The organism is Actinoplanes sp. NPDC048988 (assembly GCF_043197815.1).
In the GTDB taxonomy this organism is placed as follows: Bacteria; Actinomycetota; Actinomycetes; order Mycobacteriales; family Micromonosporaceae; genus Actinoplanes.
On sequence record NZ_JBICTW010000008.1, the window covers coordinates 99,314 to 124,690 of the forward strand.

General features: G+C 69.2%; 20 protein-coding genes and 1 tRNA gene. 12 read left to right on the plus strand and 9 right to left on the minus strand.

Annotated elements, in window-relative coordinates:
* Nucleotides 1–129: 129 nt before the first annotated feature.
* Both ACGFJ7_RS25055 and ACGFJ7_RS25060 read right to left on the minus strand, forming a co-directional pair.
* The gene (locus tag ACGFJ7_RS25055; protein ID WP_392644090.1) at nt 130–831 is read right to left on the minus strand and encodes an SDR family NAD(P)-dependent oxidoreductase; all 702 of its coding nucleotides are present in this window, start codon (nt 829–831) and stop codon (nt 130–132) included.
* 14 nt (nt 832–845) lie between these two features.
* On the minus strand, nt 846–1,646 hold the full coding sequence (locus ACGFJ7_RS25060; protein WP_360259277.1) for a GNAT family N-acetyltransferase: 801 nt from the start codon (nt 1,644–1,646) through the stop codon (nt 846–848).
* Between the two features lie 191 nt (nt 1,647–1,837).
* Between ACGFJ7_RS25060 and gltB the strand changes: the two genes are divergently transcribed.
* Together gltB and ACGFJ7_RS25070 are read left to right on the plus strand one after the other, a co-directional pair.
* Nucleotides 1,838–6,379 carry a glutamate synthase large subunit gene (gene gltB, locus ACGFJ7_RS25065; RefSeq protein ID WP_392644092.1) on the plus strand — a complete coding sequence of 1,514 codons (4,542 nt, stop codon included), beginning with the start codon at nt 1,838–1,840 and terminating at the stop codon, nt 6,377–6,379.
* Nucleotides 6,372–7,844 carry a glutamate synthase subunit beta gene (locus tag ACGFJ7_RS25070; protein WP_360259281.1) on the plus strand — a complete coding sequence of 491 codons (1,473 nt, stop codon included), beginning with the start codon at nt 6,372–6,374 and terminating at the stop codon, nt 7,842–7,844. The genes gltB and ACGFJ7_RS25070 overlap by 8 nt, the downstream gene beginning before the upstream one ends.
* Before the next feature lie 29 nt (nt 7,845–7,873).
* Here ACGFJ7_RS25070 and ACGFJ7_RS25075 read toward each other — a convergent pair whose 3' ends face one another.
* The 3 genes from ACGFJ7_RS25075 to ACGFJ7_RS25085 are packed head-to-tail and all read right to left on the minus strand — an operon-like array spanning nt 7,874 to nt 11,774.
* Nucleotides 7,874–8,302 (minus strand): NUDIX domain-containing protein, encoded by a 429-nt coding sequence (locus tag ACGFJ7_RS25075; RefSeq protein WP_360259284.1) that lies wholly within the window; start codon nt 8,300–8,302, stop codon nt 7,874–7,876.
* Complete coding sequence (locus ACGFJ7_RS25080; RefSeq protein ID WP_392644093.1) at nt 8,299–8,784, minus strand: hypothetical protein; 486 nt, start codon at nt 8,782–8,784, stop codon at nt 8,299–8,301. Before ACGFJ7_RS25080 ends, ACGFJ7_RS25075 begins: the two co-directional genes overlap by 4 nt.
* The gene (locus tag ACGFJ7_RS25085) at nt 8,766–11,774 is read right to left on the minus strand and encodes an ATP-binding protein (RefSeq protein WP_392644094.1); all 3,009 of its coding nucleotides are present in this window, start codon (nt 11,772–11,774) and stop codon (nt 8,766–8,768) included. Before ACGFJ7_RS25085 ends, ACGFJ7_RS25080 begins: the two co-directional genes overlap by 19 nt.
* Before the next feature lie 258 nt (nt 11,775–12,032).
* On the opposite strand from ACGFJ7_RS25085, the gene pyk reads away from it, so the two are divergent.
* Together pyk and ACGFJ7_RS25095 are read left to right on the plus strand one after the other, a co-directional pair.
* Nucleotides 12,033–13,469 (plus strand): pyruvate kinase, encoded by a 1,437-nt coding sequence (pyk, locus tag ACGFJ7_RS25090; protein WP_360259291.1) that lies wholly within the window; start codon nt 12,033–12,035, stop codon nt 13,467–13,469.
* Nucleotides 13,466–14,344, plus strand: coding sequence for an acyl-CoA thioesterase II (locus tag ACGFJ7_RS25095; RefSeq protein WP_360259293.1), 879 nt, complete (start codon nt 13,466–13,468; stop codon nt 14,342–14,344). The genes pyk and ACGFJ7_RS25095 overlap by 4 nt, the downstream gene beginning before the upstream one ends.
* 91 nt (nt 14,345–14,435) lie before the next feature.
* Here ACGFJ7_RS25095 and ACGFJ7_RS25100 read toward each other — a convergent pair whose 3' ends face one another.
* Nucleotides 14,436–15,245 (minus strand): hypothetical protein, encoded by an 810-nt coding sequence (locus ACGFJ7_RS25100; RefSeq protein WP_392644095.1) that lies wholly within the window; start codon nt 15,243–15,245, stop codon nt 14,436–14,438.
* A gap of 185 nt (nt 15,246–15,430) precedes the next feature.
* On the opposite strand from ACGFJ7_RS25100, the gene ACGFJ7_RS25105 reads away from it, so the two are divergent.
* A complete protein-coding gene (locus tag ACGFJ7_RS25105; protein WP_360259297.1) occupies nt 15,431–15,979 on the plus strand; it encodes an RNA polymerase sigma factor in 549 nt (182 codons plus the stop codon).
* A gap of 13 nt (nt 15,980–15,992) precedes the next feature.
* Here ACGFJ7_RS25105 and ACGFJ7_RS25110 read toward each other — a convergent pair whose 3' ends face one another.
* From ACGFJ7_RS25110 to ACGFJ7_RS25120, 3 genes are all read right to left on the minus strand, one after another.
* Nucleotides 15,993–16,322, minus strand: a complete 330-nt coding sequence (locus ACGFJ7_RS25110) for a hypothetical protein (protein ID WP_392644097.1) — start codon at nt 16,320–16,322, stop codon at nt 15,993–15,995.
* Between the two features lie 1,175 nt (nt 16,323–17,497).
* Nucleotides 17,498–17,986 (minus strand): hypothetical protein, encoded by a 489-nt coding sequence (locus tag ACGFJ7_RS25115; protein ID WP_392644099.1) that lies wholly within the window; start codon nt 17,984–17,986, stop codon nt 17,498–17,500.
* A gap of 291 nt (nt 17,987–18,277) precedes the next feature.
* Nucleotides 18,278–18,351: transfer RNA gene (locus tag ACGFJ7_RS25120), tRNA-Leu, on the minus strand.
* Nucleotides 18,352–18,480: 129 nt separating this feature from the next.
* On the opposite strand from ACGFJ7_RS25120, the gene ACGFJ7_RS25125 reads away from it, so the two are divergent.
* From ACGFJ7_RS25125 to ACGFJ7_RS25155, 7 genes are all read left to right on the plus strand, one after another.
* A complete protein-coding gene (locus tag ACGFJ7_RS25125) occupies nt 18,481–19,104 on the plus strand; it encodes a response regulator (RefSeq protein ID WP_360259303.1) in 624 nt (207 codons plus the stop codon).
* Nucleotides 19,105–19,315: 211 nt separating this feature from the next.
* Nucleotides 19,316–20,473, plus strand: a complete 1,158-nt coding sequence (locus tag ACGFJ7_RS25130) for a branched-chain amino acid ABC transporter substrate-binding protein (RefSeq protein WP_360259305.1) — start codon at nt 19,316–19,318, stop codon at nt 20,471–20,473.
* Between the two features lie 305 nt (nt 20,474–20,778).
* Complete coding sequence (locus ACGFJ7_RS25135) at nt 20,779–21,729, plus strand: branched-chain amino acid ABC transporter permease (RefSeq protein ID WP_392644101.1); 951 nt, start codon at nt 20,779–20,781, stop codon at nt 21,727–21,729.
* Entirely contained in the window at nt 21,729–22,856 is a 1,128-nt protein-coding gene (locus ACGFJ7_RS25140; RefSeq protein ID WP_392644269.1) for a branched-chain amino acid ABC transporter permease, read from the plus strand. Before ACGFJ7_RS25135 ends, ACGFJ7_RS25140 begins: the two co-directional genes overlap by 1 nt.
* A complete protein-coding gene (locus tag ACGFJ7_RS25145; protein ID WP_360259310.1) occupies nt 22,849–23,739 on the plus strand; it encodes an ABC transporter ATP-binding protein in 891 nt (296 codons plus the stop codon). Before ACGFJ7_RS25140 ends, ACGFJ7_RS25145 begins: the two co-directional genes overlap by 8 nt.
* Entirely contained in the window at nt 23,729–24,439 is a 711-nt protein-coding gene (locus ACGFJ7_RS25150) for an ABC transporter ATP-binding protein (RefSeq protein WP_360259313.1), read from the plus strand. The genes ACGFJ7_RS25145 and ACGFJ7_RS25150 overlap by 11 nt, the downstream gene beginning before the upstream one ends.
* A gap of 27 nt (nt 24,440–24,466) precedes the next feature.
* The gene (locus ACGFJ7_RS25155) at nt 24,467–25,372 is read left to right on the plus strand and encodes an ABC transporter substrate-binding protein (protein ID WP_392644104.1); all 906 of its coding nucleotides are present in this window, start codon (nt 24,467–24,469) and stop codon (nt 25,370–25,372) included.
* Nucleotides 25,373–25,377 lie beyond the last annotated feature (5 nt).

Consider the following 25,377-nt stretch of genomic DNA (forward strand, 5'->3'; position numbering starts at 1 on the left):
GTGCGCGGGAGTAGGCAGCGGCCCGGCCCGCCGGTGTTGCCGGACAGCCCGGAAGTGGCGACGGGAGGCCGGGACGGCAGTTGCTGGTCCCTGCGGCGGCTGCCTTTCGCCGATTCCGTACCTCTGAAGCTATTGAACGCCGAACACCCGGTGGCCGACCGCGATGGACTCGCCCGAGATGGTGGCGGCCTGCGTGGAGCAGAGGAAGGCGACCAGGGCGGCTACCTGCTCGGGGGTGGACTCGCCGCCGGCGGCCGGGGCCGTGGTGGGTGAGGGGTCGGCGGTGACGACGCCGGGGTTGACGACGTTGATCGTCACTCCCGTGCCGGCGTAGGCGTCGGCCAGGGCCTTGGACGCCGTGATGACCGCCTGGTTGCGGACGGCGCCGGTGACCGATCGGGTCAGGTGGGCGTTCTGGCCGCTGATGTTGACGACGCGGCCGAAACCGGACTCGCGCATGCCGGGCAGGACGGCGTCCATGACGCGCAGGTAGCCGCCGGCCTTGGCGTCGAGGGCGGACAGGATCTGCGACGGCTCGCGGTCGCGGGACTGATCCATGGTGTGTGCGGGCGGGGCGGCGGCGTTGACCAGGATGTCCACGGTGCCGAGGCGGTCCACGGCGGCCCGGGCCGACGCCGGGTCGGCCGTGTCCAGGGTGAGGCAGGCGACCTCGTCGTCGAGGCTGTGCGCGGCGTCGGCCAGCCGGGTCTCGTCGCGGGCGGCCAGCACGACGCGGACGTCCTCGGCCAGCAGGGCGGCGGCGACGGCGCGGCCCAGCAGGCCGCTGCCGCCGACGATCAGCGCGGTGCGGCCGGCGATTCCGAGGTCCATGATCGTTCCCTTCCTTACAGCGGCGCGGCCGTGGGTTCGGCGACGCAGGCGGTGCCCAGGCGGCGGAACCCCACCTTCGTATAGAGGCGCGCCACGTCGTCGTCGCCCGCGGAAAGGAATACCAGGTCGACTCCGGCGGTCAGCGCGTGGCGGGCCAGGGAGGCGGTGAGCTGCGACGCGTAGCCGCGCCCGCGGGCCGAGGGCAGGGTGGCCACGCCGGCGATCTCGGCCACATCACCGGAACGCATGAGGGTGCCGGTGGCGAGGATTCCCTCGTTCGGGGACTCGACGACGGCGATGGCGTAGTCGCCGGAGGTGATCTGCTGCCGGTCGAGGTCGATCTGGGCCTGGCTCACGCCGCCGCCGGGGGCGCCGGCGAACGCGTGCCGCGCGACCGCCCGGGCGGCGAACACCTCGGCGTCGAACCGGTCCGAGGACGGGTCGAGGAAGTGGATGGCGCCGCCGGCCACCGGCAGGTCGGGGACGAGCGCGGCCGCCTCGAGCACCAGCAGCGGCGCGAGCAGCACGCCCAGGCCGGCCGAGCGGGCCACGGCGAGCAGGTCAGGTGTGGTCTCGTGGACCCACTCGAAGGCCTCGGGCAGCCCCAGATCACGTTGCCTCTGCCGGACGGCAGTAATATCAGCGGCGGAAGGGGTGTCCGCCCCGATGATGGGTCGGGCATAGTAGGGCCAACCCTCGCCCTCGCGGACGAACAGCACAAGTCCGCCGAAATCCTCGGCACGTGCGTAGGGTCGGGGAAGGGCGTCGTAAAACCGCTCGAGCCTGACGAAGACGTCGGTATCCTGTTGCGCCACCGCGCGAGACTACCCAATGTGCATAGAGGTTCGGCTACCCGATTGTGCCGCGATGGTGGATTCGCCCTCTGGGAAGTGTGATCCATCTGAACTGGCGGAGATCGGCCACCCTTAACGTAGACTCTAGAGACTTTGCAGGGCCGACGTCGTCCCGACCTTGATGTGTAACACCAGTGACGACAGGAGGCCCGGTGGCATTTCCGCACCCCCAGGGGCTGTATGACCCCTCCACCGAACGCGACGCGTGCGGTGTGGCCTTCGTTGCCGATCTTCACGGCCGCCGCTCCCACGACGTGGTGGCCAAGGGCCTTTCCGCGCTGATCCGCCTCGACCACCGGGGGGCGCGAGGCGCCGAGTACAACACCGGCGACGGCGCCGGCATCATGATCCAGGTTCCGGACGAGTTCTACCGCGCGGTCGCCGGCTTCGAGCTGCCGCCCGCCGGCGCGTACGTGACCGGCCTGGTCTTCCTGCCCAACGACGCCGCCGCGCGCGCCCGCGCGATCAAGATCGTCGAGAAGTACGCCCTGGTCGAGGGCGGCGAGATCCTCGGCTGGCGCGACGTCCCGGTGCGCCCGGACGGGCTCGGCCAGACCGCCGAGGACGCCCGCCCGGCGATCCGGCAGGTCTTCCTGGCCGCGCACCGGCTCTCCGGCCCGGACGCCGGCACCCAGCTCAGCGGCATCGAGCTCGACCGGGTCGCGTTCACCATCCGCAAGCAGGCCGAGCGGGAGACCTCGCAGCGCGGCGTCGGCGCGTACTTCCCGTCGCTGTCCTCGCGGACCATCACCTACAAGGGCATGCTCACCCCCGACCAGCTGCCGGACTTCTTCCCCGACCTGGTCGACGAGCGCGTGTCCAGCGCCATCGCGCTCGTGCACTCGCGGTTCGCGACGAACACGTTCCCGGCGTGGCCGCTGGCCCACCCGTACCGGTTCATCGCCCACAACGGCGAGATCAACACGATCCGCGGCAACAAGAACTGGATGGCCGCCCGCGAGGCGCTGCTGCAGTCGAAGACCCTGCCCGGCAACATCAAGCGGCTCTTCCCGATCAACACGCCGGAGGCGTCCGACTCGGCCAGCTTCGACGAGGTGCTGGAGCTGCTGCACCTGTCCGGCCGCAGCCTGCCGCACGCGATGCTGATGATGATCCCCGAGGCGTGGGAGAACGACCCGGGGATGGAGCCGAAGCGGCGCGCGTTCTACCGCTTCCACGCGAGCCTCATGGAGCCGTGGGACGGCCCGGCCAGCGTCGCCTTCACCGACGGCACGATCATCGGCGCCGTGCTCGACCGCAACGGCCTGCGCCCCGGCCGCTGGTGGCACACCTCCGACGGCCTGGTCGTGCTCGGCTCCGAGGCCGGTGTGCTCGACCTCGACCCGGCCACGGTGGTGGCCAAGGGCCGCCTCCAGCCGGGCAAGATGTTCCTGGTCGACACCGAGGCCGGCCGCATCGTGCACGACGACGAGATCAAGGCCGAGCTGGCCGCGGCCGAGCCGTACGAGGACTGGCTGCACGCCGGCCTCATCCAGCTCGACGACCTGCCGCCGCGCGAGCACATCGTCTACACCCACGACTCGGTGACCCGCCGCCAGCAGGTGTTCGGCTACTCCGAGGAGGAGCTGAAGATCCTCATCGGGCCGATGGCCCGCACCGGCGCCGAGCCGCTGGGCTCGATGGGCACCGACACCCCCATCTCGCCGCTGTCGAACCGGCCCCGGCTGCTGTTCGACTACTTCCACCAGCTGTTCGCCCAGGTCACCAACCCGCCGCTGGACGCCATCCGCGAGGAGCTGGTGACCAGCCTGGCCACCACGATCGGGCCCGAGGCCAACCTGCTCGACCCCGGCCCGGCGTCCTGCCGGCAGATCGTGCTGCCTCACCCGATCATCGACAACGACGAGCTGGCCAAGCTGCTGTCGATCGACGAGGACGGCGACCTGCCCGGCTTCAAGGCGGTCCGGGTCTCCGGCCTCTACCCGCTGCGGGACGGCGGGGCCGGCATCAAGGCCCGGCTCACCCAGATCTGCCGGCACGTCTCGGAGGCGATCGAGGACGGCGTACGGATCCTGGTCCTGTCGGACCGCGACTCGAACGCGGACCTGGCCCCGATCCCGTCGCTGCTGCTGACGGCGGCCGTCCACCAGCACCTGGTCCGCGAGCAGACCCGTACCCAGGTCGCCCTGGTCGTCGAGTCCGGTGACTGCCGCGAGGTGCACCACGCGGCGGTACTGATCGGCTACGGCGCGGCCGCGGTCAACCCGTACCTGGCCTTCGAGTCGGTCGACGACCTGATCGCGACCGGCCCGCTGGCCGGCCTGGACCCGAAGCTGGCGATCCGCAACTACGTCAAGGCGCTCGGCAAGGGCGTCCTGAAGATCATGTCGAAGATGGGCATCTCGACGGTGTCCTCGTACTGCGGGGCCCAGGTGTTCGAGGCCGTCGGCCTGGACAACAAGCTGCTCCAGCGGTACTTCGTCGGCACCAACGGGCGGATCGGCGGCGCCACCCTGGCCGACATCCACGCCGAGGTGAAGGCGCGGCACGAGAAGGCGTACCCGTCGAACCCGGCCGAGCGCACCCACCGCCGCCTCGAGGTCGGCGGCGAGTACCAGTGGCGCCGCGAGGGCGAGATCCACCTGTTCAACCCCGAGACGGTCTTCCTGCTGCAGCACGCCACGCGCTCGAAGCAGTACGACGTCTTCAAGAAGTACACCGAAAAGGTCGACGGTCTGGCCGCCGAGGCCGGGTCGCTGCGCGGCCTGTTCACGTTCAAGGACCGCACCCCGGTGCCGCTGGAAGAGGTCGAGCCGGCCTCGGAGATCGTGAAGCGGTTCGCCACCGGAGCCATGTCCTACGGCTCCATTTCGGCTGAGTCGCACGAAACCCTCGCCATCGCCATGAACCGGCTCGGCGGCAAGTCGAACACCGGCGAGGGCGGCGAGGACGTCGAGCGCCTCTACGACCCGGCCCGCCGCTCCGCGGTCAAGCAGATCGCCTCCGGCCGCTTCGGCGTGACCAGCGAATACCTGGTCAACGCGGACGACCTGCAGATCAAGATGGCGCAGGGCGCGAAGCCCGGCGAGGGTGGCCAGCTGCCCGGCAACAAGGTGTGGCCGTGGGTCGCCAAGACCCGGCACGCCACCCCGGGCGTCGGCCTGATCTCCCCGCCGCCGCACCACGACATCTACTCGATCGAGGACCTGGCCCAGCTCGTCCACGACCTGAAGAACGTGAACCCGCGCAGCCGGGTCCACGTGAAGCTGGTCAGCGAGATCGGCGTGGGCACGGTCGCGGCCGGCGTGGCCAAGCTCAAGGCCGACGTCATCCTGATCTCCGGGCACGACGGCGGTACGGGCGCGTCCCCGCTCAACTCGCTCAAGCACGCCGGCTCCCCGTGGGAGCTGGGCCTGGCCGAGGCGCAGCAGACCCTGCTGCTCAACAAGCTTCGCGACCGGGTCACCGTGCAGGTCGACGGCCAGCTCAAGACCGGCCGCGACGTGGTGGTCGCGGCGCTGCTGGGCGCCGAGGAGTTCGGCTTCGCCACCGCCCCGCTGATCGTCAGCGGCTGCATCATGATGCGCGTCTGCCACCTCGACACGTGCCCGGTCGGCATCGCCACCCAGAACCCGGTGCTGCGCGAGCGCTACACCGGCCGGCCCGAGTTCGTCGAGAACTTCTTCCTGTTCCTGGCCGAGGAGGTTCGCGGCTACCTGGCCGAGCTCGGCTTCCGCAGCATCGACGAGGCCATCGGCCACGCCGAGGTTCTCGACGTACGCCCGGCGGTCGACCACTGGAAGGCCAAGGGCCTCGACCTGTCGCCGGTCCTGTTCGTGCCCGAGCTGCCCGAGGGCGCGTCCCGCCGCGGCATCGTCGCGCAGGACCACGGCCTGGACAAGGCGCTGGACAACAAGCTGATCGAGCTGGCCCAGCCGGCCCTGATCGACGGCCACGAGGTGCGGGCCGAGCTCGGCGTCCGCAACGACCACCGCAGCGTCGGCGCGATGCTCGGCGGCGAGGTGACCCGCCGCTACGGCGGCACCGGCCTGCCCGAGAACACCATCGAGTTCACCCTGCGCGGCACCGGCGGGCAGTCGTTCGGCGCGTTCCTGCCGCGCGGCGTCACGCTGCGGCTGATCGGCGACACCAACGACTACGTGGCCAAGGGCCTGTCCGGCGGCCGGGTGATCGTGCGGCCGGCCGAGGACGCGCCGTTCGTGGCCGAGGAGCACATCATCGCCGGCAACACGATCCTGTACGGGGCGACGGCGGGCGAGGTCTTCCTGCGCGGCCGGGCCGGCGAGCGGTTCGCCGTGCGCAACTCGGGCGGCCAGGCGGTCGTCGAGGGCGTCGGCGACCACGGCTGCGAGTACATGACCGGCGGCACCGTGGTGGTGCTCGGCCCGACCGGGCGCAACTTCGCGGCCGGCATGAGCGGCGGCAAGGCGTTCGTGCTCGACCTGGCCCCGGCCCGGGTGAACCCGGAGCTGGTCGACCTGGCCCCGCTGACCGCCGACGAGGAGCAGACCCTGCGCGGCCTCGTCGAGAAGCACCGGGCCGAGACCGGCTCGGCGGTGGCCGAGCGGCTGCTGGCCGACTGGGGTACCGCGGTGGCCCGCTTCACCGCTGTGGTGCCGCGCGACTACAAGCGCGTGATGGAACTGATCAGGACCGCCGAAGCCGCCGGTCGTAACGTCGACGAGGCGGTCATGGGGGTCAAGAGTGCCTGATCCGAACGGTTTCCTGCGCTACGAGCGGCAGCTGCCCAAGCGCCGCCCGGTGCCGGTCCGCATCCAGGACTGGCGTGAGGTCTACCCGCCGGCCGGCGAGGAGCTCATCCGCGACCAGGCCACCCGCTGCATGGACTGCGGCATCCCGTTCTGCCACGACGGCTGCCCGCTGGGCAACCGCATCCCGGACTGGAACGACCTGGTCCGCACGGGGGCGTGGGAGGCGGCGGCGGAGGCCCTGCACGCCACGAACAACTTCCCGGAGTTCACCGGGCGGCTCTGTCCCGCGCCCTGCGAGGCGGCCTGTGTCCTCGGCATCGCCGACGACCCGGTCACCATCAAGCAGGTCGAGGTGGAGATCGCCAACCACGCCTTCGATCTGGGTTACGTACGCCCGCAGCCGGCACCTCAGTCGTCCGGCAAGCGGGTCGCGATCGTCGGCTCGGGCCCGGCCGGCCTGGCCGCGGCCCAGCAGCTGGCCCGCGCCGGCCACGCGGTGACGGTCTACGAGCGCGACGACAAGATCGGCGGCCTGCTCCGCTACGGCATCCCCGACTTCAAGATCGAGAAGGACGTCGTGGACGCCCGGCTCGCCCAGATGGAGGCCGAGGGCGTCGTCTTCGAGACCGGCGTCGAGGTGGGCGTCGACATCACCGCCGACGACCTGCGCGAACGCTTCGACGCGGTGCTGCTGGCGGCGGGCGCCCTGTCCGGCCGCGACGCCGGCGACACCCCGGGCCGCTCGCTCAACGGCGTCCACCTGGCCATGGAGCACCTCGTCCCGGCCAACCGGGTCGTGGCGGGCCTGCAGGACACCACGCCGATCGACGCCAAGGGCAAGCACGTGGTCATCATCGGCGGCGGCGACACCGGCGCCGACTGCCTGGGCGTGGCCCACCGGCAGGGCGCGGCCAACGTGATCCAGCTCGACCAGTACCCGCTGCCGCCCGAGATCCGCGCCGGCGAGCTGCACCCGTGGCCGACGTGGCCGGTCATCCTGCGCAACTACCCGGCCCACGAGGAGGGCGGCGAGCGCGTCTTCGGCGTCGCGGTCCAGGAGTTCGTCGGCGACGACGAGGGCAACCTGACCGCGGTCCGCATCGCCGAGGTGGCCGTCGAGCGCGTCAACGGGGTCCGCACGGTCACCGTGACCCCCGGCTCGGAGCGCGACCTGAAGGCCGACCTGGTGCTGCTGGCCATCGGCTTCGAGGGCACGGAGGACCAGCCGCTGCTCTCCCAGTTCGGCATCACCCGCAACCGCCGGGGCGTGCTGGACGCCGACACCGAGTGGCAGACGGACGCCCCCGGCGTCTTCGTCGCGGGCGACATGCACCGCGGCGCGTCCCTGATCGTGTGGGCGATCGCCGAGGGCCGCTCGGCCGCGGCCGCGATCCACCGCTACCTGGGCGCGGCGGGCGAGCTTCCCGCTCCGGTCCGCGCCGACGCCCAGCCGCTCAGCGTCTGAGCCGTTTCTCGGATCGGCCCGCCTGCTCGTCAGGCGGGCCGATTCGCTTTGTACGCGGCGAGGGTGTCGAGACTCGCCTTGGTGAGCCCGTCCGGCAGCGTGGCCAGCCGGAACCAGCCGATCTCGGTGCACTTCTCCGGCTCCCGGATCCGGGGAACACCGCCCCGGTGCAGCGCCACGAAGCTCGGCGACACCCAGTGCTGCCCCTCGGCGGGCAGCAGATGATCGGACACCCCGAGCAGCCCGACGACCTCGACGGCCATCCCGTACTCCTCGTCGAACTCCCGCACGACGGCGTCGGCCAGCCGCTCCCCGAAATCGACCATGCCGCCGGGAAACTCCCACAGCCCGGCCTCGTTACGAGCCTTCGGCCCGCGCCGGGCCAGAAACACCCGCCCCTGCTCGTCGAAGACCATCGCGCCGACGCCGACCCCGATGAAATCGTGTCCCGGCCTCATGTCATCGCCGGCAACAGAAAGAGGGCGGCGCCCAACCACATGAAACCCACGGACCCCAGGATAAACAACACGATGTACGTCTCGTACCAGCGCCAGAAGTTCTTCGGATCAGGGGGCTTGCGATACCCGGGCCGCACGGCCTCCTCGGTCAGCTCACACTCCTCCCGCCGGTAATCGAGCCAGGTCAGCACCCCCACCACGATGAGCAGAATCGTGAAGGCCGCGATGACCGTCACCAGAAGCAGAATCGCCACGATCCCGATCCGCGCGACCGCCGGCTCGATCTTCCAGTCGTCATACCGCACGAAAAGAGTGAGAGCCGCCCCGACTAGAAGCGTCGCCAGCGTCTGATAGATGGCCAGAAACCGATACACGTTCTCGTTGACCGTGTGCAACTGCTGAAGAATGTATTTGTAGCGTTCGACCTCGAACGCCTGCGCCTGATCGATCTCCGACGGTTGCGTCACCGCGACCACCACCATCCGTCTTCGTCCCGAAGAAATGCGGCTTTCGGGGGCGGCGGAACATGGCCAGTGCGAGCCACCCGCGCCAACGCGGTGTTCATCTTCTCGACGTCATCGAGATGAGTCGCGTTGCGGAATACGTGCCGAAAAAGAACGGGGAAGTGCTCCTTCAAGTCGCGCGCATTCGTGAGCAGCCATTGGGTCAGGGGATGGTGGGCGTTCATCATCCGAGCAGCGCGGGCCAGGTTGGGCTTGCCGCGGAAAGGTACTGCGAACATCGGCCCGAACTCATCCGCGCCTTCCTGGCGCCCAGGGGCCGAGTCGGATCGGACGCTCAGCACCGCGCGGTTCTCCGTCGTCATCCCCGGGATCCATTCTGTATCCACGAAGAAATGAAGAACGGCGGCCGTGATAACGACTTCGAAGGAGAACGTGGTGGAGAAGGGGAAGTCGGCGGACGTTCCCGCGGGTTGGGGTGGAATGAATGCGACGAAAGGCTCCTTTGCAGTCCGGGCCGCTACGTGAAGGTCTTCTACGCTGCGGTCGTCCAGTAGCCGAAGTTTCTCCGAGTTCCAGGCGCCTTGCCGCAGCAGGCCGTCCAGTTCGAGGGCGGCTACCGTCGGCGATTCCCCAGGAATCGAGAGTGAAATCTCGAGGTTACTACTACCGGATAATGCGGTGCACCACTCGGCGTCGCCGACTGTCGCCGCCCGCAGCGCGCGGCGCGTCGCAAGTTGGATGGCAGAGTGAATGGAGAACGGCGCGGCGCTGACTGTCGACCGTGAGACAGGCAGGTCTGGCCTCAGCCCACCCGAAAGACTGATTTGACCGACAACGACAGTCAACTGATCCAGGGAATCCAGCGGCGGCAACAACGCGGCCGAATCGGGGAGGGCAATACCGTTGTACCCCCACCATGTGCGCAGCCGTTCGGCATCGGCCGCGACCGCACCGCCAGGCAGAGCGCATAGCGGGACTAAGTAGCGGTTGGCTGTGTTGACCCCTTTTGTGCTTCGGGAGAGCACCAGCGATGGACGCTCTGACTCGCCTTCGAGTAGTGATTCCGGCAGGTCGACCCGACCGCTTATCGAAAATTTGCCCTGTCTGAGCAAGATCAATTCTGTTAATGCCTCGCCACGGCTGGAGGTGAGGTCGGCCGCCACGACCCGGTAGACGAGCATTTGCCCGCTCACCTCGGGGCACCCGCCGTCGCGAGTGATGTTCAGGGGGACAGCGGCCAGTCGAAGTCGTCCCGAGATGACCTCCTTGTGCGGGCCGTCCGCGATGTGGAGGTCGTTGGCGTCGATGTCGACGATCCGTGGCCGGTCGAGCATGGATTGGTTGATCAAACGTTCCAGTCGGTCATTGAGCGGCCGGCCGTCGACAGCGACCGGAACAGGTGGCGCGAAGAGATATTCAGGCACCTTCGACCGCAGGCCGTCGAGGTCGATCTCGGCGCGGTTCGGGTCGATCCGGACGGCGATATGCGTGCCGGGCTTCGGGAGAAACGCCGGTGCGGGGCCGCCGGGGGTGGGCATGGGGCGGCCGAGGCGATCCTGTTCCTGCAGGACGAAGTAGTCGTCGCGCCGGTTGATCGACAGACGGACCGCCTTGCCGCCATTCGCGGGCCGGGTGGAGAGCTCGACCTGGTCGCCCGCCATGAAGCACGCCAGCACCCCGACACCGAACCGGCCGATCACCCCGAACGGGCGGTTCGCTCGTTCGCTGCGCACGCGCGCCGCCTCGAACTCGGTGGACCGGTAGAACGACCGGCCCACGCCCAGGAAGTATTTGCGCAGCGTGACCTCATCCATGCCGAGGCCGTCGTCCTCGACGCGGATCCACAGATATCCGCCGTCGTCCTCCCAGCACCACACCTGTACCCCGGCCGACTGGTGACCGTACAAATGCTCGCGGGCCCGGATCGCGTCGAGAGCATTCTGAAGCAGCTCCCGAACGAACGCGTAACGGTCGTCGTAGAGCTGCTCTCCGGTGAAGAGCTCCAGGACCGCCGTTCGGTCGAGTTCGAAGCGGAACTCGCCGTACTTGTAGTCGACGCTGCTGATGCCCGACGTGTCGATCTCCGCGGGAAGGGGAAGGCCGCGCCAGCGTTCGTCGCAGACGTCGACGACGGTGCGGCACTGCAGCAGCTCATCCTCGATGACCTTCAGGAAGGCCCGCAGGTGGTGCTCGTCGCCCGGATCCCGCGACTCCGCGCTGAACTGCAGCGTGTAGTTCGGCCTCGGCGACGGCGGGAAGTCGAAGCCCCGGGCTGCCAGGTGCTTGTGCCACTCGCGGTCGCTGGTGGTGGCTTCCGGCGACGTGTGCGCGGCCAAGTCCAGATAGTGGTAGATGACCTGCGGCGCCCGCGTGTCGTCGAGGTCGAGGATGTCGGCCAGGCGCAGCATGATCGCACAGAAGCGCAGGTCGGCCTGGTAGAGGAAGTCCGTGCGGAAGCGCGGCTCGTGCAGGACGGCTGCGGGCTCGTTGTGGCTGCGGCACACCAGCTCCAGCTGGTCGATGATCGGCCGGCCGTCCCACTGGAGCAGTCCGCGGTCGCAACGGCCGAGGTGGACCCGGACCCGGTCGGCGTGCCGCGAGCGGCAGTACTGCTCGATCACGGCATCGGTCGGCCGGCCTCCGTTGCGCTGGGTCGCCACGTACGCCTCGTCATGAGCGTCGAGGAACGTCCGGAAGTCGTCCTCGTCCGGGATCGCGGCGATCTCCGCCTTGCTGTAGGCCATGCCTGCGTCGTGGAAGTAGGCGGCCAGGATCAGCAGCGCCGCCTCCAGACCGGTCATCCGGTCGAGGCGAGGTGCGGCCAGCCGGCCCATCAGGCGGATCACGTTCCCGGCGTGCCGCTCGTCGTGCAACGTGTAGCGGGGGAACGTGTCGCGGACGAGCTTAAGCAGCTCATGGCCGTACGACACCAAATTCTTGACGTTGGCCCGGTCGCGATCCGACGCCCTCGTCTCCAGCACCTCGCCCAGCGGGCCCCAGTCGCCCACATGGCTCCCTTCGGGTAGGAACACGGCAATACGGACTGTAGTGCTCGCATCGCTGGAGGACGATGGCCGAACGGGCTATGGCGTACACGTGAGAGCGCTTCGGCCGGGCCGATAAGCTGAAACCGCGGTCGTCGAAGCCCGCAGGTGACGGCGCAGCGCGCCCGGGAGACCCCCGGGGACCCTCGCCGCCCGACATACGTAGTTCATCCCGGCGACGGGGGTCGGCCGCCAGGCCGATGAGGAAGAGAGACTAGCCTGATGGCCGTGACACGCCGCGTAAAAATCGTCTGCACCATGGGGCCCGCGACCGCTTCCCCCGAGCGCATGCTCGGCCTCGTCGAAGCCGGTATGGACGTGGCCCGCATGAACTTCAGCCATGGCAGCCACGAGGACCACCAGAAGGTGTACGACCTCGTGCGCGCCACCGCCGAGCAAACCGGCCGCGCCGTGGCGGTCCTGGCCGACCTGCAGGGCCCGAAGATCCGGCTCGGCAAGTTCGCCGACGGCCCGCACGTCTGGAACACCGGTGACCTGGTCACCATCACCAGCGACGACATCCTCGGCACGGCCGAGCGCGTCTCCTGCACCTACAAGAAGCTCCCGCAGGAGGTGAAGAGCGGCGACCGTCTGCTGATCGACGACGGCAAGGTCGCCGTCCAGGTCACCGCCGTCGAGGGCAACGACATCCGCTGCCTGGTCGTCGAGGGCGGCCCGGTCAGCAACAACAAGGGCGTGTCGCTGCCCAACGTCGCCGTCAGCGTGCCCGCGCTCAGCGACAAGGACGCCGAGGACCTGCGCTTCGCCCTCGGGCTCGGCGTCGACCTGGTCGCGCTGTCGTTCGTGCGCTCGCCCGACGACATCAAGCTCGTCCACGAGATCATGGCCGAGGAGGGCCGGATCGTCCCGGTCATCGCCAAGGTCGAGAAGCCGGAGGCCGTCGAGCACCTCGAGGCCATCGTGCTCGCCTTCGACGGCGTCATGGTCGCCCGCGGCGACCTCGGCGTCGAGCTCCCGCTCGACCAGGTGCCGCTGGTGCAGAAACGCGCCGTGCAGCTCTGCCGGGAGAACGCGAAGCCGGTCATCGTGGCCACCCAGATGCTCGACTCGATGATCGAGAACTCGCGCCCGACCCGCGCCGAGGCCTCCGACGTCGCCAACGCCGTGCTCGACGGCACCGACGCGGTCATGCTCTCCGGCGAGACCTCGGTCGGCAAGTACCCGGTCCTCACCGTCAGCACCATGGCCAAGATCGTTAGCACGACCGAGGGCGGCTCCATCCCCGTGCCGCGCCTGCAGCACGACCCGCGCACCCACGGCGGCGCGCTGACCGTGGCCGCCTCCCAGATCGCCCGCAACATCGGCGCCAAGGCCCTGGTCGCGTTCTCCCAGACCGGCGACACCGTGCGGCGCCTCTCGCGTCTGCACTGCGAGCTTCCGCTGTACGCCTTCACCCCGGTCCCCGAGGTGCGCAACCAGCTCGCCGTGGCCTGGGGCGTCGAGACGTTCCTGACCGACTTCGTCCAGCACACCGACGACATGTTCCGTCAGGTCGACGCCAAGATGCTCGGCCTCGGCCTGGCCAAGCCCGGCGACTACGTGGTCGTCGTGGCCGGCTCCCCGCCGAACGCGCCCGGCTCCACCAACACGCTGCGCGTGCACCGGCTGGGCGACCTGGTCGACCCCGCTTCGCTGTGACACTTTCCGGCCAGGCCGCCGTCGACCAGCTGCTCGAGATCCTCGACCTCGAGCAGCTGGACGACGCGACCTTCCAGGGCTCCAGCCCGCAGACCGGCGCCCAGCGGGTCTTCGGCGGGCAGGTCGCGGGCCAGGCCCTGGTCGCCGCCGGGCGGACCGTCGATCCGTCGCGCACGGTCCATTCCCTGCACGGCTATTTCGTGCGGCCGGGCGACCCGACCGAGCCGATCCGGTTCACGGTGGAGACCATCCGGGACGGCCGGTCCTTCTCGGTACGCCGGTCCACGGCCCAGCAGCACGGCAAGACCATCTTCTTCATGTCGGCCTCCTTCCAGGTCCGTGAGGAAGGGCTCGACCACCACACGCCGCCGCCGGACGGCGTGCCCGGCCCCGACGACGTACAGACGATGGCCGACTGGGTCCGCAAGTACCCGTCGCGCCGGGGCGCGTTCGCGGCGGCGCCGCAATCGGTCGACGTGCGCTACGTCAACACCCCCGGCTGGGTGCCGCCGGGCGACCGGGTGGCCACCGAACAGCAGCGCGTCTGGATGCGCATCGACGGCAAACTGCCGGACGACCCGCTGATCCACGCGTGCGCGCTGACCTACGCCTCGGACATGTCACTGCTCGACTCGGTGCTGTCCGTGCACGGCGAGGTGTGGGGACCCGGCGGCGTCATCGGGGCCAGCCTCGACCACGCGCTCTGGTTCCACCGCCCGTTCCGCGCCGACGAATGGTTCCTGTACGACTGCACGAGCCCTTCCGCGAGCGGCAGCCGGGGCCTGGCCAGCGGCCGCATGTTCACCCGCGACGGCCGCCACATCGCCAGCGCCGTCCAGGAGGGCCTGCTCCGCCGCATCGGCGAACGCGCCTGACGGACGGACGCCCCGCCTGGCGGGGATCCCGGCCCGGCGACTGGCCGACTGACGGATCCCGGCCCGGCGGGGCGGGGGAGACTGGTTCCTGTCAGCGGCGCCGCTCGCCCTCCGCCATGCTCTCCGCGGTGTCCGGCACCACCGGAACGTCCCGATCCGACGGCAGCCGGCGCACCGCCGCGGCCGTGCCCGTCACACCCGCCTCCGCGATCTTCGCGTCCAGATCCCGGGTCGTGTCGACGACCTCCTCGTGGAACGTGCGCGCGTCGGCGTCCACCGCCCGATGCCGTGCCCTCGGCTTCTCCGGCGTCTCCTCGAAATCGGTCAGACCCGCCGAATAGCCGGCCACACCCTCCTCGCGCTCCGGAGACAACGTCAAGACATCCGGCCGTACGGCGGAAACCTCCCGCAACCGCAACGAGGTCACCAGATCGGCGATGGCGCGCAGCAGCGCCAGCCCACCCAGCGTGACGATCACCGGATCGGCCGAGCGTGACAGCGGACTCGACGCGAAGAACCCCAGACCGGCCTGGGCCACACCCAACGACAACATCAATCCCCACGTACGGTCGATGCCCCGGTTCATGGTCGCCACGGCCACGTCGACCGCACCGCGCACCATCAGGAACCAGCCGACCAGTGACGCCGGCGTCGTGTAGGAGGCGTCCCGATCCAGCAGCACGATCACTCCCGTGGCCGTGAACAGCGCCGCCATCGACGCGTTCAGCCACCACGTCCGCGTGCCCGCCAGAGCCCGCACCGCCTCACACAGCGCCCCGAAGAAAATCACCGGCCCGGCCACGCTCACCACGTCGGCCGGCTCCAGGCGCATCACACTCCAGCCGATCGCCAGCCACGCCACCCCGGCGAACATCAGAAAACCCCACATGCTGTTCCGCATGACCGTCAGGGGCGAGGAACCGGACCACAACATGAGGCCTCCAGCCGAACGTGTCCGAACCATGACAACATCCGCCGCCCCACCCCACCTGCGGTTCAGCCGGATTCACAGCCCGCCCCGGCCCCGGCGCATCGATCGCGGTCGCCCTGGGTATCAACGGCACGCCCCCACCACCGGGAGACCACGTGCCCGACGACCCCCTGGCCGACGCGCTGAGCGCCGCCCGCGACGGCGACCGCCGCGGCTTCGCCACCCTCTGGCGCGGCCTGCACCCCGGCGTCCTGCGCTACCTGCGCGTCATCGCCGGCGACCACGCCGAGGACGCCGCCAGCGAAACCTGGCTGCAGGTCATCCGCGACCTGGGCCGGTTCGACGGGGACCTGCCCGCCTTCCGCGGCTGGCTGTTCCGGATCGCCCGCCACCGGGGCCTCGACACCCTGCGCCGCCGTCCCACGCCACCCCTGCCCGCGGCCACCGCCACCGTCGACGCGGCCACCCTCACCCTCGAGAACGACGGCACGGCCTGGGCCCTGGCCCTCATCGCCGAACTACCCATCGACCAGGCCGAAGCCGTCATGCTCCGCGTCGTCATCGGCCTCGACGTCGCCACCACCGCCGACATTCTGGGCAAAAGACCGGGTGCCGTACGCGTCGCCGCCATGCGCGGACTCAAGCGCCTCGCCACCCATCCGCAGGTCAAGGACCGCACCCACCCCAGCCGGCAGGGGGTGTAACAAAATGCGGCAGCTACGCGCTCTCCTTCATGCGATGCGCAAGCGGAGAAACACCGAGACCGACCCCGCCGCCTTCACCGCCGGCGACCCGGACCTGCGCCGCCTGATCGAGGCGGCCCAAGCCCCGGCCACCGCAGCGGAACTCAGCGGCGAGAAACAACTGGTCGACGCCTTCACCGCCGAACGCAAACGTGCTGCCCGCGCCGCACGCCGCCGTCAACCGGCGAGGATCCGGGCCGTGCTCGTGCCCGCCACGACCGGTCTGGCTCTCCTGCTCCTCACCGGAACCGCCGTGGCCGCCCGGACCGGCAACCTCCCCCAGGGAGCCCAGCAGCACGTGCACCGCCTGTTCTCGGCGCTGGGCGTACCTGCGCCGAGAACAGGCACCCCGTCCCCACGGGCACCGGAATCCCCGCCGTCCGGGCCGGCCTCCCACCGGCCCGGACCGGCCCCCACCCCCGACATCGCCGCCTTCACCCGCTGCGAGGCCTGGCAAGGCGGCACCCCCTTGAGCACCCACGACCGCCGCACCCTGATCGCCGACGCCGGCGGCGAACGATCCGTGGACCACTACTGCGAAAAAGTACGACGATCCGCCTCACCCCCGACCCCCACGGGATCGCCGCCACCCTCCACACCCCTGCCCGGCACCCCGCCGCCCGCCAGCCCACCCGCCGGCCCCGCCTACAGTGGCCCGCCGCCCAGCAGCCCGCCCTACAATGGCACCGAACCGCCGAAACCCGGCCGAAGCGGCCCCGAAGCCACTCCACCCACCGGGAAACCGCCGGCCGGCCCCGAGACGCCACGACCGTCCGTGACCACCGCTCCGAGCCGAGTCACGCCCAGCCACCACCGAGAGTCACGCTCTGCGCTCAGCTGCCCCACCCCCGCTACGGACTGTTCGCGTGCCCCCGTCACCACTCCGGCCCCACGAACTCATCCCACCGACCCACCGCCTCCCGCCGCACAACCGACAGCATGTTGCGCCGGCCCATCCGCCACCTGATGCCGAGCCCGTCCAGCGACCGCTCGCACAGCCGCATGATGTCCGCGGACTCGTTCGAGAAGTTGTAGCGCGGGTAGACCTACACCTTCCCGGCGGTCGTCCGGTTGAGAACCCGGCAGCCATCAGAGCGGAACGAAGGGTTCGCCGTCCGCGTCGGACCACGACATAGCCGCCACGGCGTACGAGATGGACCCGCCGCGCCAGCACCCGCGGCATCGCCTCGCCGCACTGCCCCACCAGGCCGGGCCGGCTCGCGGTGCAGTAGACGCGGAACACCGGCACCTTGACTGAGGTGACCAGGTGGCCGTACCCAGATAGAGGCCCGGGGAGGATCGGCACACCGCGCACACCGGGGCTTGTCGGCCGCTCGCGCCGCCCGCGCCCGATTCCCGTGGAACCGGTTGCCCACCGTCCGCCGCGGCAGCCCGAGATCACGGCAGATGTCGCCGAAGGAAACCCCCTCGGCCACGCGGGTGCGGTGGATGCATGCCCGTACGGCACTTCCACGCCGCTCACCACTTCGGCCCGACGAACTCGTCCAGGCGAGCCACCGCCTCGCGCCGCGCGACCGACAGCGTGTTGGGCCGCGCCATGCGCCAGCTGATGCCGAGCTGATCGAGGCTTTCCTGGCAGAACCGCATGATGTCGCGCGACTCGTTGACGAACTGATACCGGGGATAAGCGTATTTCCTGCCGTTCCGGTCGACAGTGTTGAGAAATCGGCTGCCGTCGGAGTGGAAGAGGCCGCGCAGAAATCTTTCCGGCTGCCGGTCGATCACTTCTCGTTGCCCATCGGCCAATGTGATGGTGCGGAGATGTTTCGTCCCGGCGCCGTGCTGTGGAAAGAGGCACGGCCAATGGGTCCAGTGCGCCCGGACGCTCATGCATCCCACCCGCTCCTGATATCCCACGGTCTTGGCGCCGCACGACTCCATCGCGTGGGACACCTCGTGGATGAGGCCGGGGTAGCGCAGATCGCAGGTGACGGTCAGGAGGGGCACCGTTGGGTCATCAGCAGATGGCCGTCGCCGAGATATTGGCCGAGCAGGTAGCCATAAGCGGGCGGATCGTCGATCTTGCGAGGAGGCCGGTCGCAGCGGGGACATCGTCTGTCGATATCCCTCGTGCGGCGACTGCGATTGTAGAGCCGGCAGGCGACGGTATTCCGCGACAACCCGAGGCGCCGATATATCTCGGAGAAAGGAACGCCGGAGGCGTGCAGCCGAAGCGCTTCCTCGCGGAGATGAGAGGGATGCCTCCCCGAATCCTCGAGGAGGGGTGTGACAGTTTTGTGCCCCCGGTGGGATTCGAACCCACACTGTATGGTGTTTGAGACCATCTTCTCTGCCGGTTGGAATACAGGGGCCGGCTGGCCCATCCGTCGGGAGATCCTCCCGCCAAGATGAGTCACCGACAGCCTACCCACTACGCTTAGGGCGGCGACACCCGCATACCGGGGTGTCGTGTCTTCAGGATCGTTGGGGGTAGGAGTTCTGTGGCCGACTCGCAGGCTGGTGCCGAGCGCAAGCGGGTGTTGATCGCCGAGGACGAGGCCCTCATCCGGCTCGATCTCGCCGAGATGCTCGTGGAGGAGGGCTACGACGTCGTCGGCGAGGCCGGTGACGGGGAGACCGCCGTGCGCCTGGCCGAGGAGCTTCGGCCGGATCTCGTCATCCTGGACATCAAGATGCCGATCATGGATGGGCTGGCCGCGGCCGAGCGGATCGCCGGTGGGCGTATCGCCCCGGTTGTCATTCTCACGGCGTTCAGCCAGCGTGATCTGGTGGAGCGTGCCCGGGCCGCCGGCGCCATGGCGTACCTGGTCAAGCCTTTCCAGAAGTCGGACCTGGTGCCGGCCATCGAGATCGCGCTGTCGCGGTATTCGGAGATCGCCGCCCTGGAGTCCGAGGTGGCGGGTCTGACCGATCGTCTGGAGACGCGGAAGTCGGTGGAGCGCGCCAAGGGCGAGCTGATGACGAAGTATCAGATGACCGAGCCGCAGGCGTTCAAGTGGATTCAGCGGACGGCGATGGACCACCGGATGACGATGCGTGAGGTGGCGGACCGGATCCTGGCGGAGGGTCAGGAGGCCGGTGGCGCCGAGGCCACACAAAGTTGATCTTGCGGGTAGTGCGGTTGTAACACCTCCTCCGGCCGGGGCGTCACGAGACGTAACGGTTCGATGAAAGCCCGATCGAAGTCTTTTGGCAGGCCGTGAACCTGGGATAACGTCCCGGCCCATAACGGGGCACGGCAGGGTCGCGTCGGCGCGCAAGTGCCAATCGGCTGCCAGTGGCTCGGTGGGTTCGGTATGGAGGAGGGTTCCAACCTTGAGGCAGTCTCTCGCACGAGCCATCGGCGGCGTGGCCATGGTCGGCCTTCTCGTGGGCGCCGCGGCATGTGCCAAGGACGACGATGGCGGCGGCTCGACGGACGCGGCTGCCTGTGGCAGCAAGATCGCGTTCTTTGGCGCGCTGACCGGCGGTAACGCTCAGCTCGGTATCAACATCCGCGACGGCGCGAAGCTCGCCGTCGACCAATACAACAAGGCCAACGGCGACTGCAAGGTCGAGCTGGTCGAGAAGGACTCGGCGGGTGACCCGGCGCAGGCCTCGGGTCTGGCGACCTCGATCGTCCAGGACGCGAAGGTCCTCGGCGTGGTCGGCCCGGCGTTCTCGGGTGAGTCCAAGGTGGCCAACCCGATCATGAGCAAGGAAGGCGTCGTGATCATCACGCCGTCGGCGACCAACCCGGCGCTGGCGGCTCAGGGTGACAAGACGTTCCACCGCGCTCTGGGTAACGACGCCTCGCAGGGTCCCGGCCTGGCGCTGTACATGAAGGACGTCATGAAGGTTCAGAAGACCTTCGTGGTGGACGACGCTTCGGAGTACGGCAAGGGCCTGGCCGACCAGGTGAAGAAGACGCTGGGCTCGGTCGTGACCGGCAACGCGGTCGTCAAGGAGCAGCAGACCGACTTCGGCGCGCTGGTCACCCAGATCAACAGCTCGGGCGCCGACTCGATCTTCTGGGGCGGTTACTACCGTGAGGCCGCGCCGTTCCTGAAGCAGTACCGCGACGCGGGCGGCAAGGCGAAGTTCGTCGCCGGCGACGGTGTGAAGGACCAGGCGTTCGTGGACGGCGCCGGCGCGGCCAACGCCGAGGGCGCGATTCTGACCTGCCCGTGTGTTCCGCCGGAGAAGGCGGGCGGCACGTTCGCGGCCGACTACAAGACGGCGACCGGCCGTGAGGCGGGCACGTACAGCGCTGAGGCCTTCGACGCGGCGAACATCCTGCTGGCGGGCATCAAGGCCGGCAACGGCACCCGGGAGAAGCTGGAGACGTTCGTCGACGGCTACACCGGCAAGGGTGTGACCACGGACTTCAAGTTCCAGGAGAACGGCGAGATCGACCCGTCCGCGGTGGCGATCTGGGCCTACAAGGTCGCCGGCGGCAAGATCGTGGCCGACCAGGAGGCGCCGAAGAGCTGACCCGAGGGTCTGCTCATCCGGTTTGTCTGAGCTGCGAAACGTGGGGGGGGGGGGGGGGGGGGCCGCCCCCCCCCCCCCCCGGGGGTATATAGATGGGGTGGCTGGGTTGGGTGGGTTTTATTGGGGGGGACATGCTAATGAAACAAACCGCGGGGCCCCGGCCCACTGGCCGGCCGCCCCGCTCCGTCCCTCGATCTCCCGCTCCTTCTTCCTCATGGTGTTTGTGTGTGAGGCCCGGGGGGGGGGGGGGGGGCCCCCCCCCCCCCCCCCCACGTCCTGTATGACTTTCCTTCGCTGGAGTCGCGTTGAACTTTGAATTCTTGGGCGACAACTTCATGTCGCTCACCGTGACGGGGCTGACCCAGGGCGCCATCTATGCCCTGGTCGCTCTCGGTTACACGTTGGTCTACGGCGTTCTGCGCCTGATCAACTTCGCTCATTCCGAAGTCTTCATGATCGGCACGTTCGTTACCACGATCGTCTGGGCCGGCCTGGGTTTCGGTGTGGGTGCGGCGGCTCCGGGCACCTTCGGGGTGCTGGGCCTGATCGCGCTGGCCGTCATCGCGGCCGGCGCCGCTTCGGGCGGCACGGCGCTGATCGTGGAGCGGGTGGCCTACCGCCCGCTGCGCAAGCGTAACGCGCCCAGCCTGATCTTCCTGATCAGCGCGATCGGCGCCTCGGTGGCGCTGTTCGAGCTGGTGGGTGCGATCACCGACCGGCAGCCGCGCGGCATGCCGAGTCTCGTACAGCCGAAGGTGCAGTTCACGCTCTTCGGCGCGGACGTCACCAACCTCCAGATCGGCATCATCCTGAGCGCGCTCGCGATGCTCGCGGGCCTGGACATCTTCATCAACCGCACCCGGCTGGGCCGGGGTGTGCGTGCCGTGGCGCAGAACCCGGACGTGGCGGCGCTGATGGGTGTCAACAAGGACCGCGTCATCATGCTGATCTTCATCCTGGGCGGCATGATGGCCGGCGCGGCGTCGGTGCTCTACGACGTCAAGGTCGGTATCACGACGTACTCGGTGGGCTTCCTGATCGGTATCAAGGCGTTCACCGCGGCGGTGCTCGGCGGTATCGGTAACCTGCGCGGCGCCCTGCTGGGCGGTCTGCTGCTGGGCGTGGTGGAGAACTACGGCGCCGGTGTCTTCGGCAACGAGTGGATGGACGTCGTCGCCTTCGTGATGCTCGTGGTCGTGTTGCTGTTCCGCCCGACGGGCCTGTTGGGTGAGTCTCTGGGGAGGGCCCGGGCATGATGGCTGTTCTCGATTCCGCGCGGAAGGCCGACGAGGGCCGGGTCCGCGCGGTGACCGGCCTGCGGGACCGGTGGTCCAACCTTCCGTACGGCTGGCGCATCTCGGTCCTTTTCGCTTTCATCATCTTCCTGTACGCGTTGCCGGGTCTCGAGATCCCGCTGATCACGACGCCGGACACGGACTTCACCTCGGTGCTGTTCCTGTGCGCGGTCTACGTGCTGGTCGCGGTCGGCCTGAACGTCGTGATCGGACTCGCCGGCCTGCTCGACCTCGGCTACATCGGCTTCTACGCGGTCGGCGCGTACACGGTGGCCATTCTGGGTTCGCCCAACTCGCCGGTCGTGATCCAGTTCCCGTGGGTGGTGTGCGTCCCGATCGCGATCGCGGTGACCATGGTGTCGGGCGTGATCCTGGGCTGGCCGACGCTGCGTCTGCGCGGCGACTATCTGGCGATCGTGACGCTCGGCTTCGGTGAGATCATCCGGGTGTTCGCCCTGAACTCGGACATCACCAACGGAAACCGGGGCATCACCGGCGTTCCGGTGCCGTCGGAGGGCACGTGGCCGGAGTGGATGGACTGGTTCCCGGGCATCACCGCGGGCCGCCCGATCTTCAGCGTATCCAATGTGATCGGCTTCTACTGGCTGGCGATCACCCTGGTCTTCATCTGCATGCTGGGCGTGCGCCGGCTGGAGCGCAGCCGGGTCGGCCGCTCGTGGCTGGCGATCCGTGAGGACGAGGACGCCGCCGAGGTGATGGGCGTGCCGACCTTCAAGTACAAGCTGTGGGCGTTCGCGATCGGCGCGGCGCTGGGCGGCCTGTCGGGGGCGCTGTTCTTCAGCAAGCAGACGTTCATCAACGCGCAGGGCTTCGACCTGTTCACGTCGATCCTGTGGGTGGCCGCGGTGGTCATCGGCGGCGCCGGCAACCAGCTGGGGGTGGCGCTGGGCGCGATCCTGCTGGCGTACCTGCCGGAGCGGTTCCGCGAGTTCGCCGACTACCGGCTGCTGATCTTCGGTGTCGCCCTGATCGTCATGACGATCTTCCGGCCGCAGGGTCTGCTGCCCAGCCGCCGGCGCAAGGTCGAGCTGGAGGACCGGGCTAAGGAAGGTGCCGTCGGTGAGTGAGCGCAACAATCTGCTCGAGGTCGACAACGTCACGATCCGCTTCGGCGGCGTGACCGCCCTGGACGGGGTGGACTTCTCCGTCAAGGAGGGCGAGATCCTCGGCCTGATCGGCCCGAACGGCGCCGGCAAGACGACCTGCTTCAACGCGGTGACCGGCGTGGTCAAGCCGACCAGCGGCGCGATCCGGTTCCGCGGCAAGGCCCTGGTGGGCCAGCAGCGGCACAAGATCACCCGGCTCGGCATCGCGCGGACGTTCCAGAACATCCGGTTGTTCCCGGAGATGACGGCGCTGGAGAACGTGCAGGTCGGCGCGGACGCGCGGCACAAGACCAGTGTGGTCGGCGCGCTGTTTCGCATCTGGCGGGTGCCGGTCAAGTCGCACGAGCTGGTCGAGGTCGACGCCAAGAGTGGCTTCGGGCGCGCGGTTCAGCAGGTACGCCGTACCGGCCAGCGGATCTTCGGTTTGTCCCGGCACACCCTCGAGGAGCGGGCGGCCAAGGACAAGGCGACCGAGCTGCTGAAGCTGGTCGGCATCGAGCACCGGGCCGGCGAACTGGCCCGGAGTCTGGCCTACGGCGAGCAGCGCCGGCTGGAGATCGCCCGGGCGCTGGCCACCGAGCCGGGCCTGCTCTGCCTGGACGAGCCGGCCGCCGGCTTCAACCCGGCCGAGAAGGAGTCGCTGCTCGAGCTGATCCGCAAGATCCGCGATACCGGGGTCACGGTGCTGCTCATCGAGCACGACATGCGCCTGGTCATGGGCGTCACCGACCGGATCGTCGTGCTGGAGTTCGGCAAGAAGATCGCCGAGGGGACGCCGGCCGAGGTGCGGGAGAACCCGGCGGTCATCGCCGCCTACCTGGGAGTGCCGACCGATGCTGCTTGAGATGGACAACGTGACGGTGTCGTACGGGCGTATCGAGGCCCTGCACGGCATCAGCCTCACCGTGGGCGAGGGTGAGATCGTCGCGCTGATCGGCGCGAACGGCGCCGGCAAGTCGACCACGATGCGGGCCATCTCGGGTCTGCGGCCCGTCGGCCAGGGCAAGATCCACTTCGATGGGCAGGACATCACCAAGATGCGGGCCGACCTGCGGGTCATCCGCGGGGTGTCGCAGTCGCCCGAGGGCCGCGGCATCTTCCCGGGCATGACGGTCCGGGAGAACCTCGAGATGGGCGCGTACACGCGCCGGGTCCGTACCGAGATCGACGAAGACCTTCAGCGGGCGTTCGACCTGTTCCCGCGCCTGAAGGAGCGGGAGAAGCAGGCCGGCGGCACGCTGTCCGGTGGTGAGCAGCAGATGCTCGCCGTGGGCCGCGCGCTGATGAGCCGGCCCAAGCTGCTGCTGCTCGACGAGCCCTCGATGGGCCTGGCGCCGATGCTGATCCAGCAGATCTTCGACATCATCGTGGAGATCAACCAACAGGGCACGACCGTGCTGCTGGTGGAGCAGAATGCGCAGCAGGCCCTGTCACGCGCCCACCGGGCGTACGTCCTGGAGACCGGGCGGATCGTCAAGGAGGGCACCGGCCAGGACCTCCTGACCGACCCCGCGGTCAAGGACGCCTACCTCGGCGTCGCGTAACACCCCTTTGGACAACTAGGAGTCATCATGTTCCGCACCCCCTCAGGCCGCCGGGCGATCCTCGGCCTGGCCGCCGCGGCGGCGCTGACGTTGTCGATGGGCGCCTGCGGCTCGGAGTCCGACGACTCCAGCTCGAGCGGCGCTCCCGCGCCCAGCGCCTCCGCCGACACGTCGCTGGCCGACAAGGTCCCGGCCGACATCAAGAGCGTCGGCAAGCTCGTCATCGGCACCGACTCGTCGTACGCGCCGAACGAGTTCCTGGACAGCGACGGCAAGACGGTCATCGGCTTCGACGTCGACCTGTTCAACGCGGTCGCGCAGAAGCTGGGCCTGACCACCGAGTGGCAGTCGGCGACCTTCGGCGACATCATCCCGGGCGTCAGCAGCGACAAGTACGCCGTCGGCGTCTCCTCGTTCACGATCAACAAGGACCGGCTCAAGGAGGTCAACATGATCTCCTACTTCTCGGCCGGCACCCAGTGGGCGGCCAAGAAGGGCGCCTCGATCAACCCGGACGACGTCTGCGGCAAGAAGATCGCCGTGCAGGCGACCACCGTGCAGGTGGACGACATCACCGCCCGGTCCAAGAAGTGCACCGACGCCGGCAAGGCCAAGATCACGATCGACCAGTACCAGAAGCAGTCGGACGCGACGAACGCCGTCAACACCGGCAAGGACGAGGCCATGCTGGCCGACTCCCCGATCACCGCGTACGCGGTGAAGCAGACCGGCGGAAAGCTGGAGCTGGTCGGCGACATCTACGACTCGGCCCCGTACGGCTACGTGGTGGCCAAGGACCAGACCGAGTTCGCCGGCGTCATCGGCGACGCCGTCAAGGCGCTGATCGCCGACGGCACGTACAAGCAGATCCTCGACAAGTGGGGCGTCACCGCGGGCGCGGTCACCACTGCCGAAGTGAACCCCGCGGTCTGACCCTC

Excerpts from the sequence above, each read along its gene's own strand:
- ACGFJ7_RS25100 (WP_392644095.1), bottom strand. The coding sequence starts at position 15,245 with ATGCGGAACAGCATGTGGGGTTTTCTGATGTTCGCCGGGGTGGCGTGG.
- ACGFJ7_RS25080 (WP_392644093.1), bottom strand. The coding sequence starts at position 8,784 with ATGGTGGTGGTCGCGGTGACGCAACCGTCGGAGATCGATCAGGCGCAG.
- ACGFJ7_RS25150 (WP_360259313.1), top strand. The coding sequence starts at position 23,729 with ATGCTGCTTGAGATGGACAACGTGACGGTGTCGTACGGGCGTATCGAG.
- ACGFJ7_RS25155 (WP_392644104.1), top strand. The coding sequence starts at position 24,467 with ATGTTCCGCACCCCCTCAGGCCGCCGGGCGATCCTCGGCCTGGCCGCC.
- ACGFJ7_RS25055 (WP_392644090.1), bottom strand. The coding sequence starts at position 831 with ATGGACCTCGGAATCGCCGGCCGCACCGCGCTGATCGTCGGCGGCAGC.
- pyk (WP_360259291.1), top strand. The coding sequence starts at position 12,033 with ATGGCCGTGACACGCCGCGTAAAAATCGTCTGCACCATGGGGCCCGCG.
- ACGFJ7_RS25140 (WP_392644269.1), top strand. The coding sequence starts at position 21,729 with ATGGCTGTTCTCGATTCCGCGCGGAAGGCCGACGAGGGCCGGGTCCGC.
- ACGFJ7_RS25075 (WP_360259284.1), bottom strand. The coding sequence starts at position 8,302 with ATGAGGCCGGGACACGATTTCATCGGGGTCGGCGTCGGCGCGATGGTC.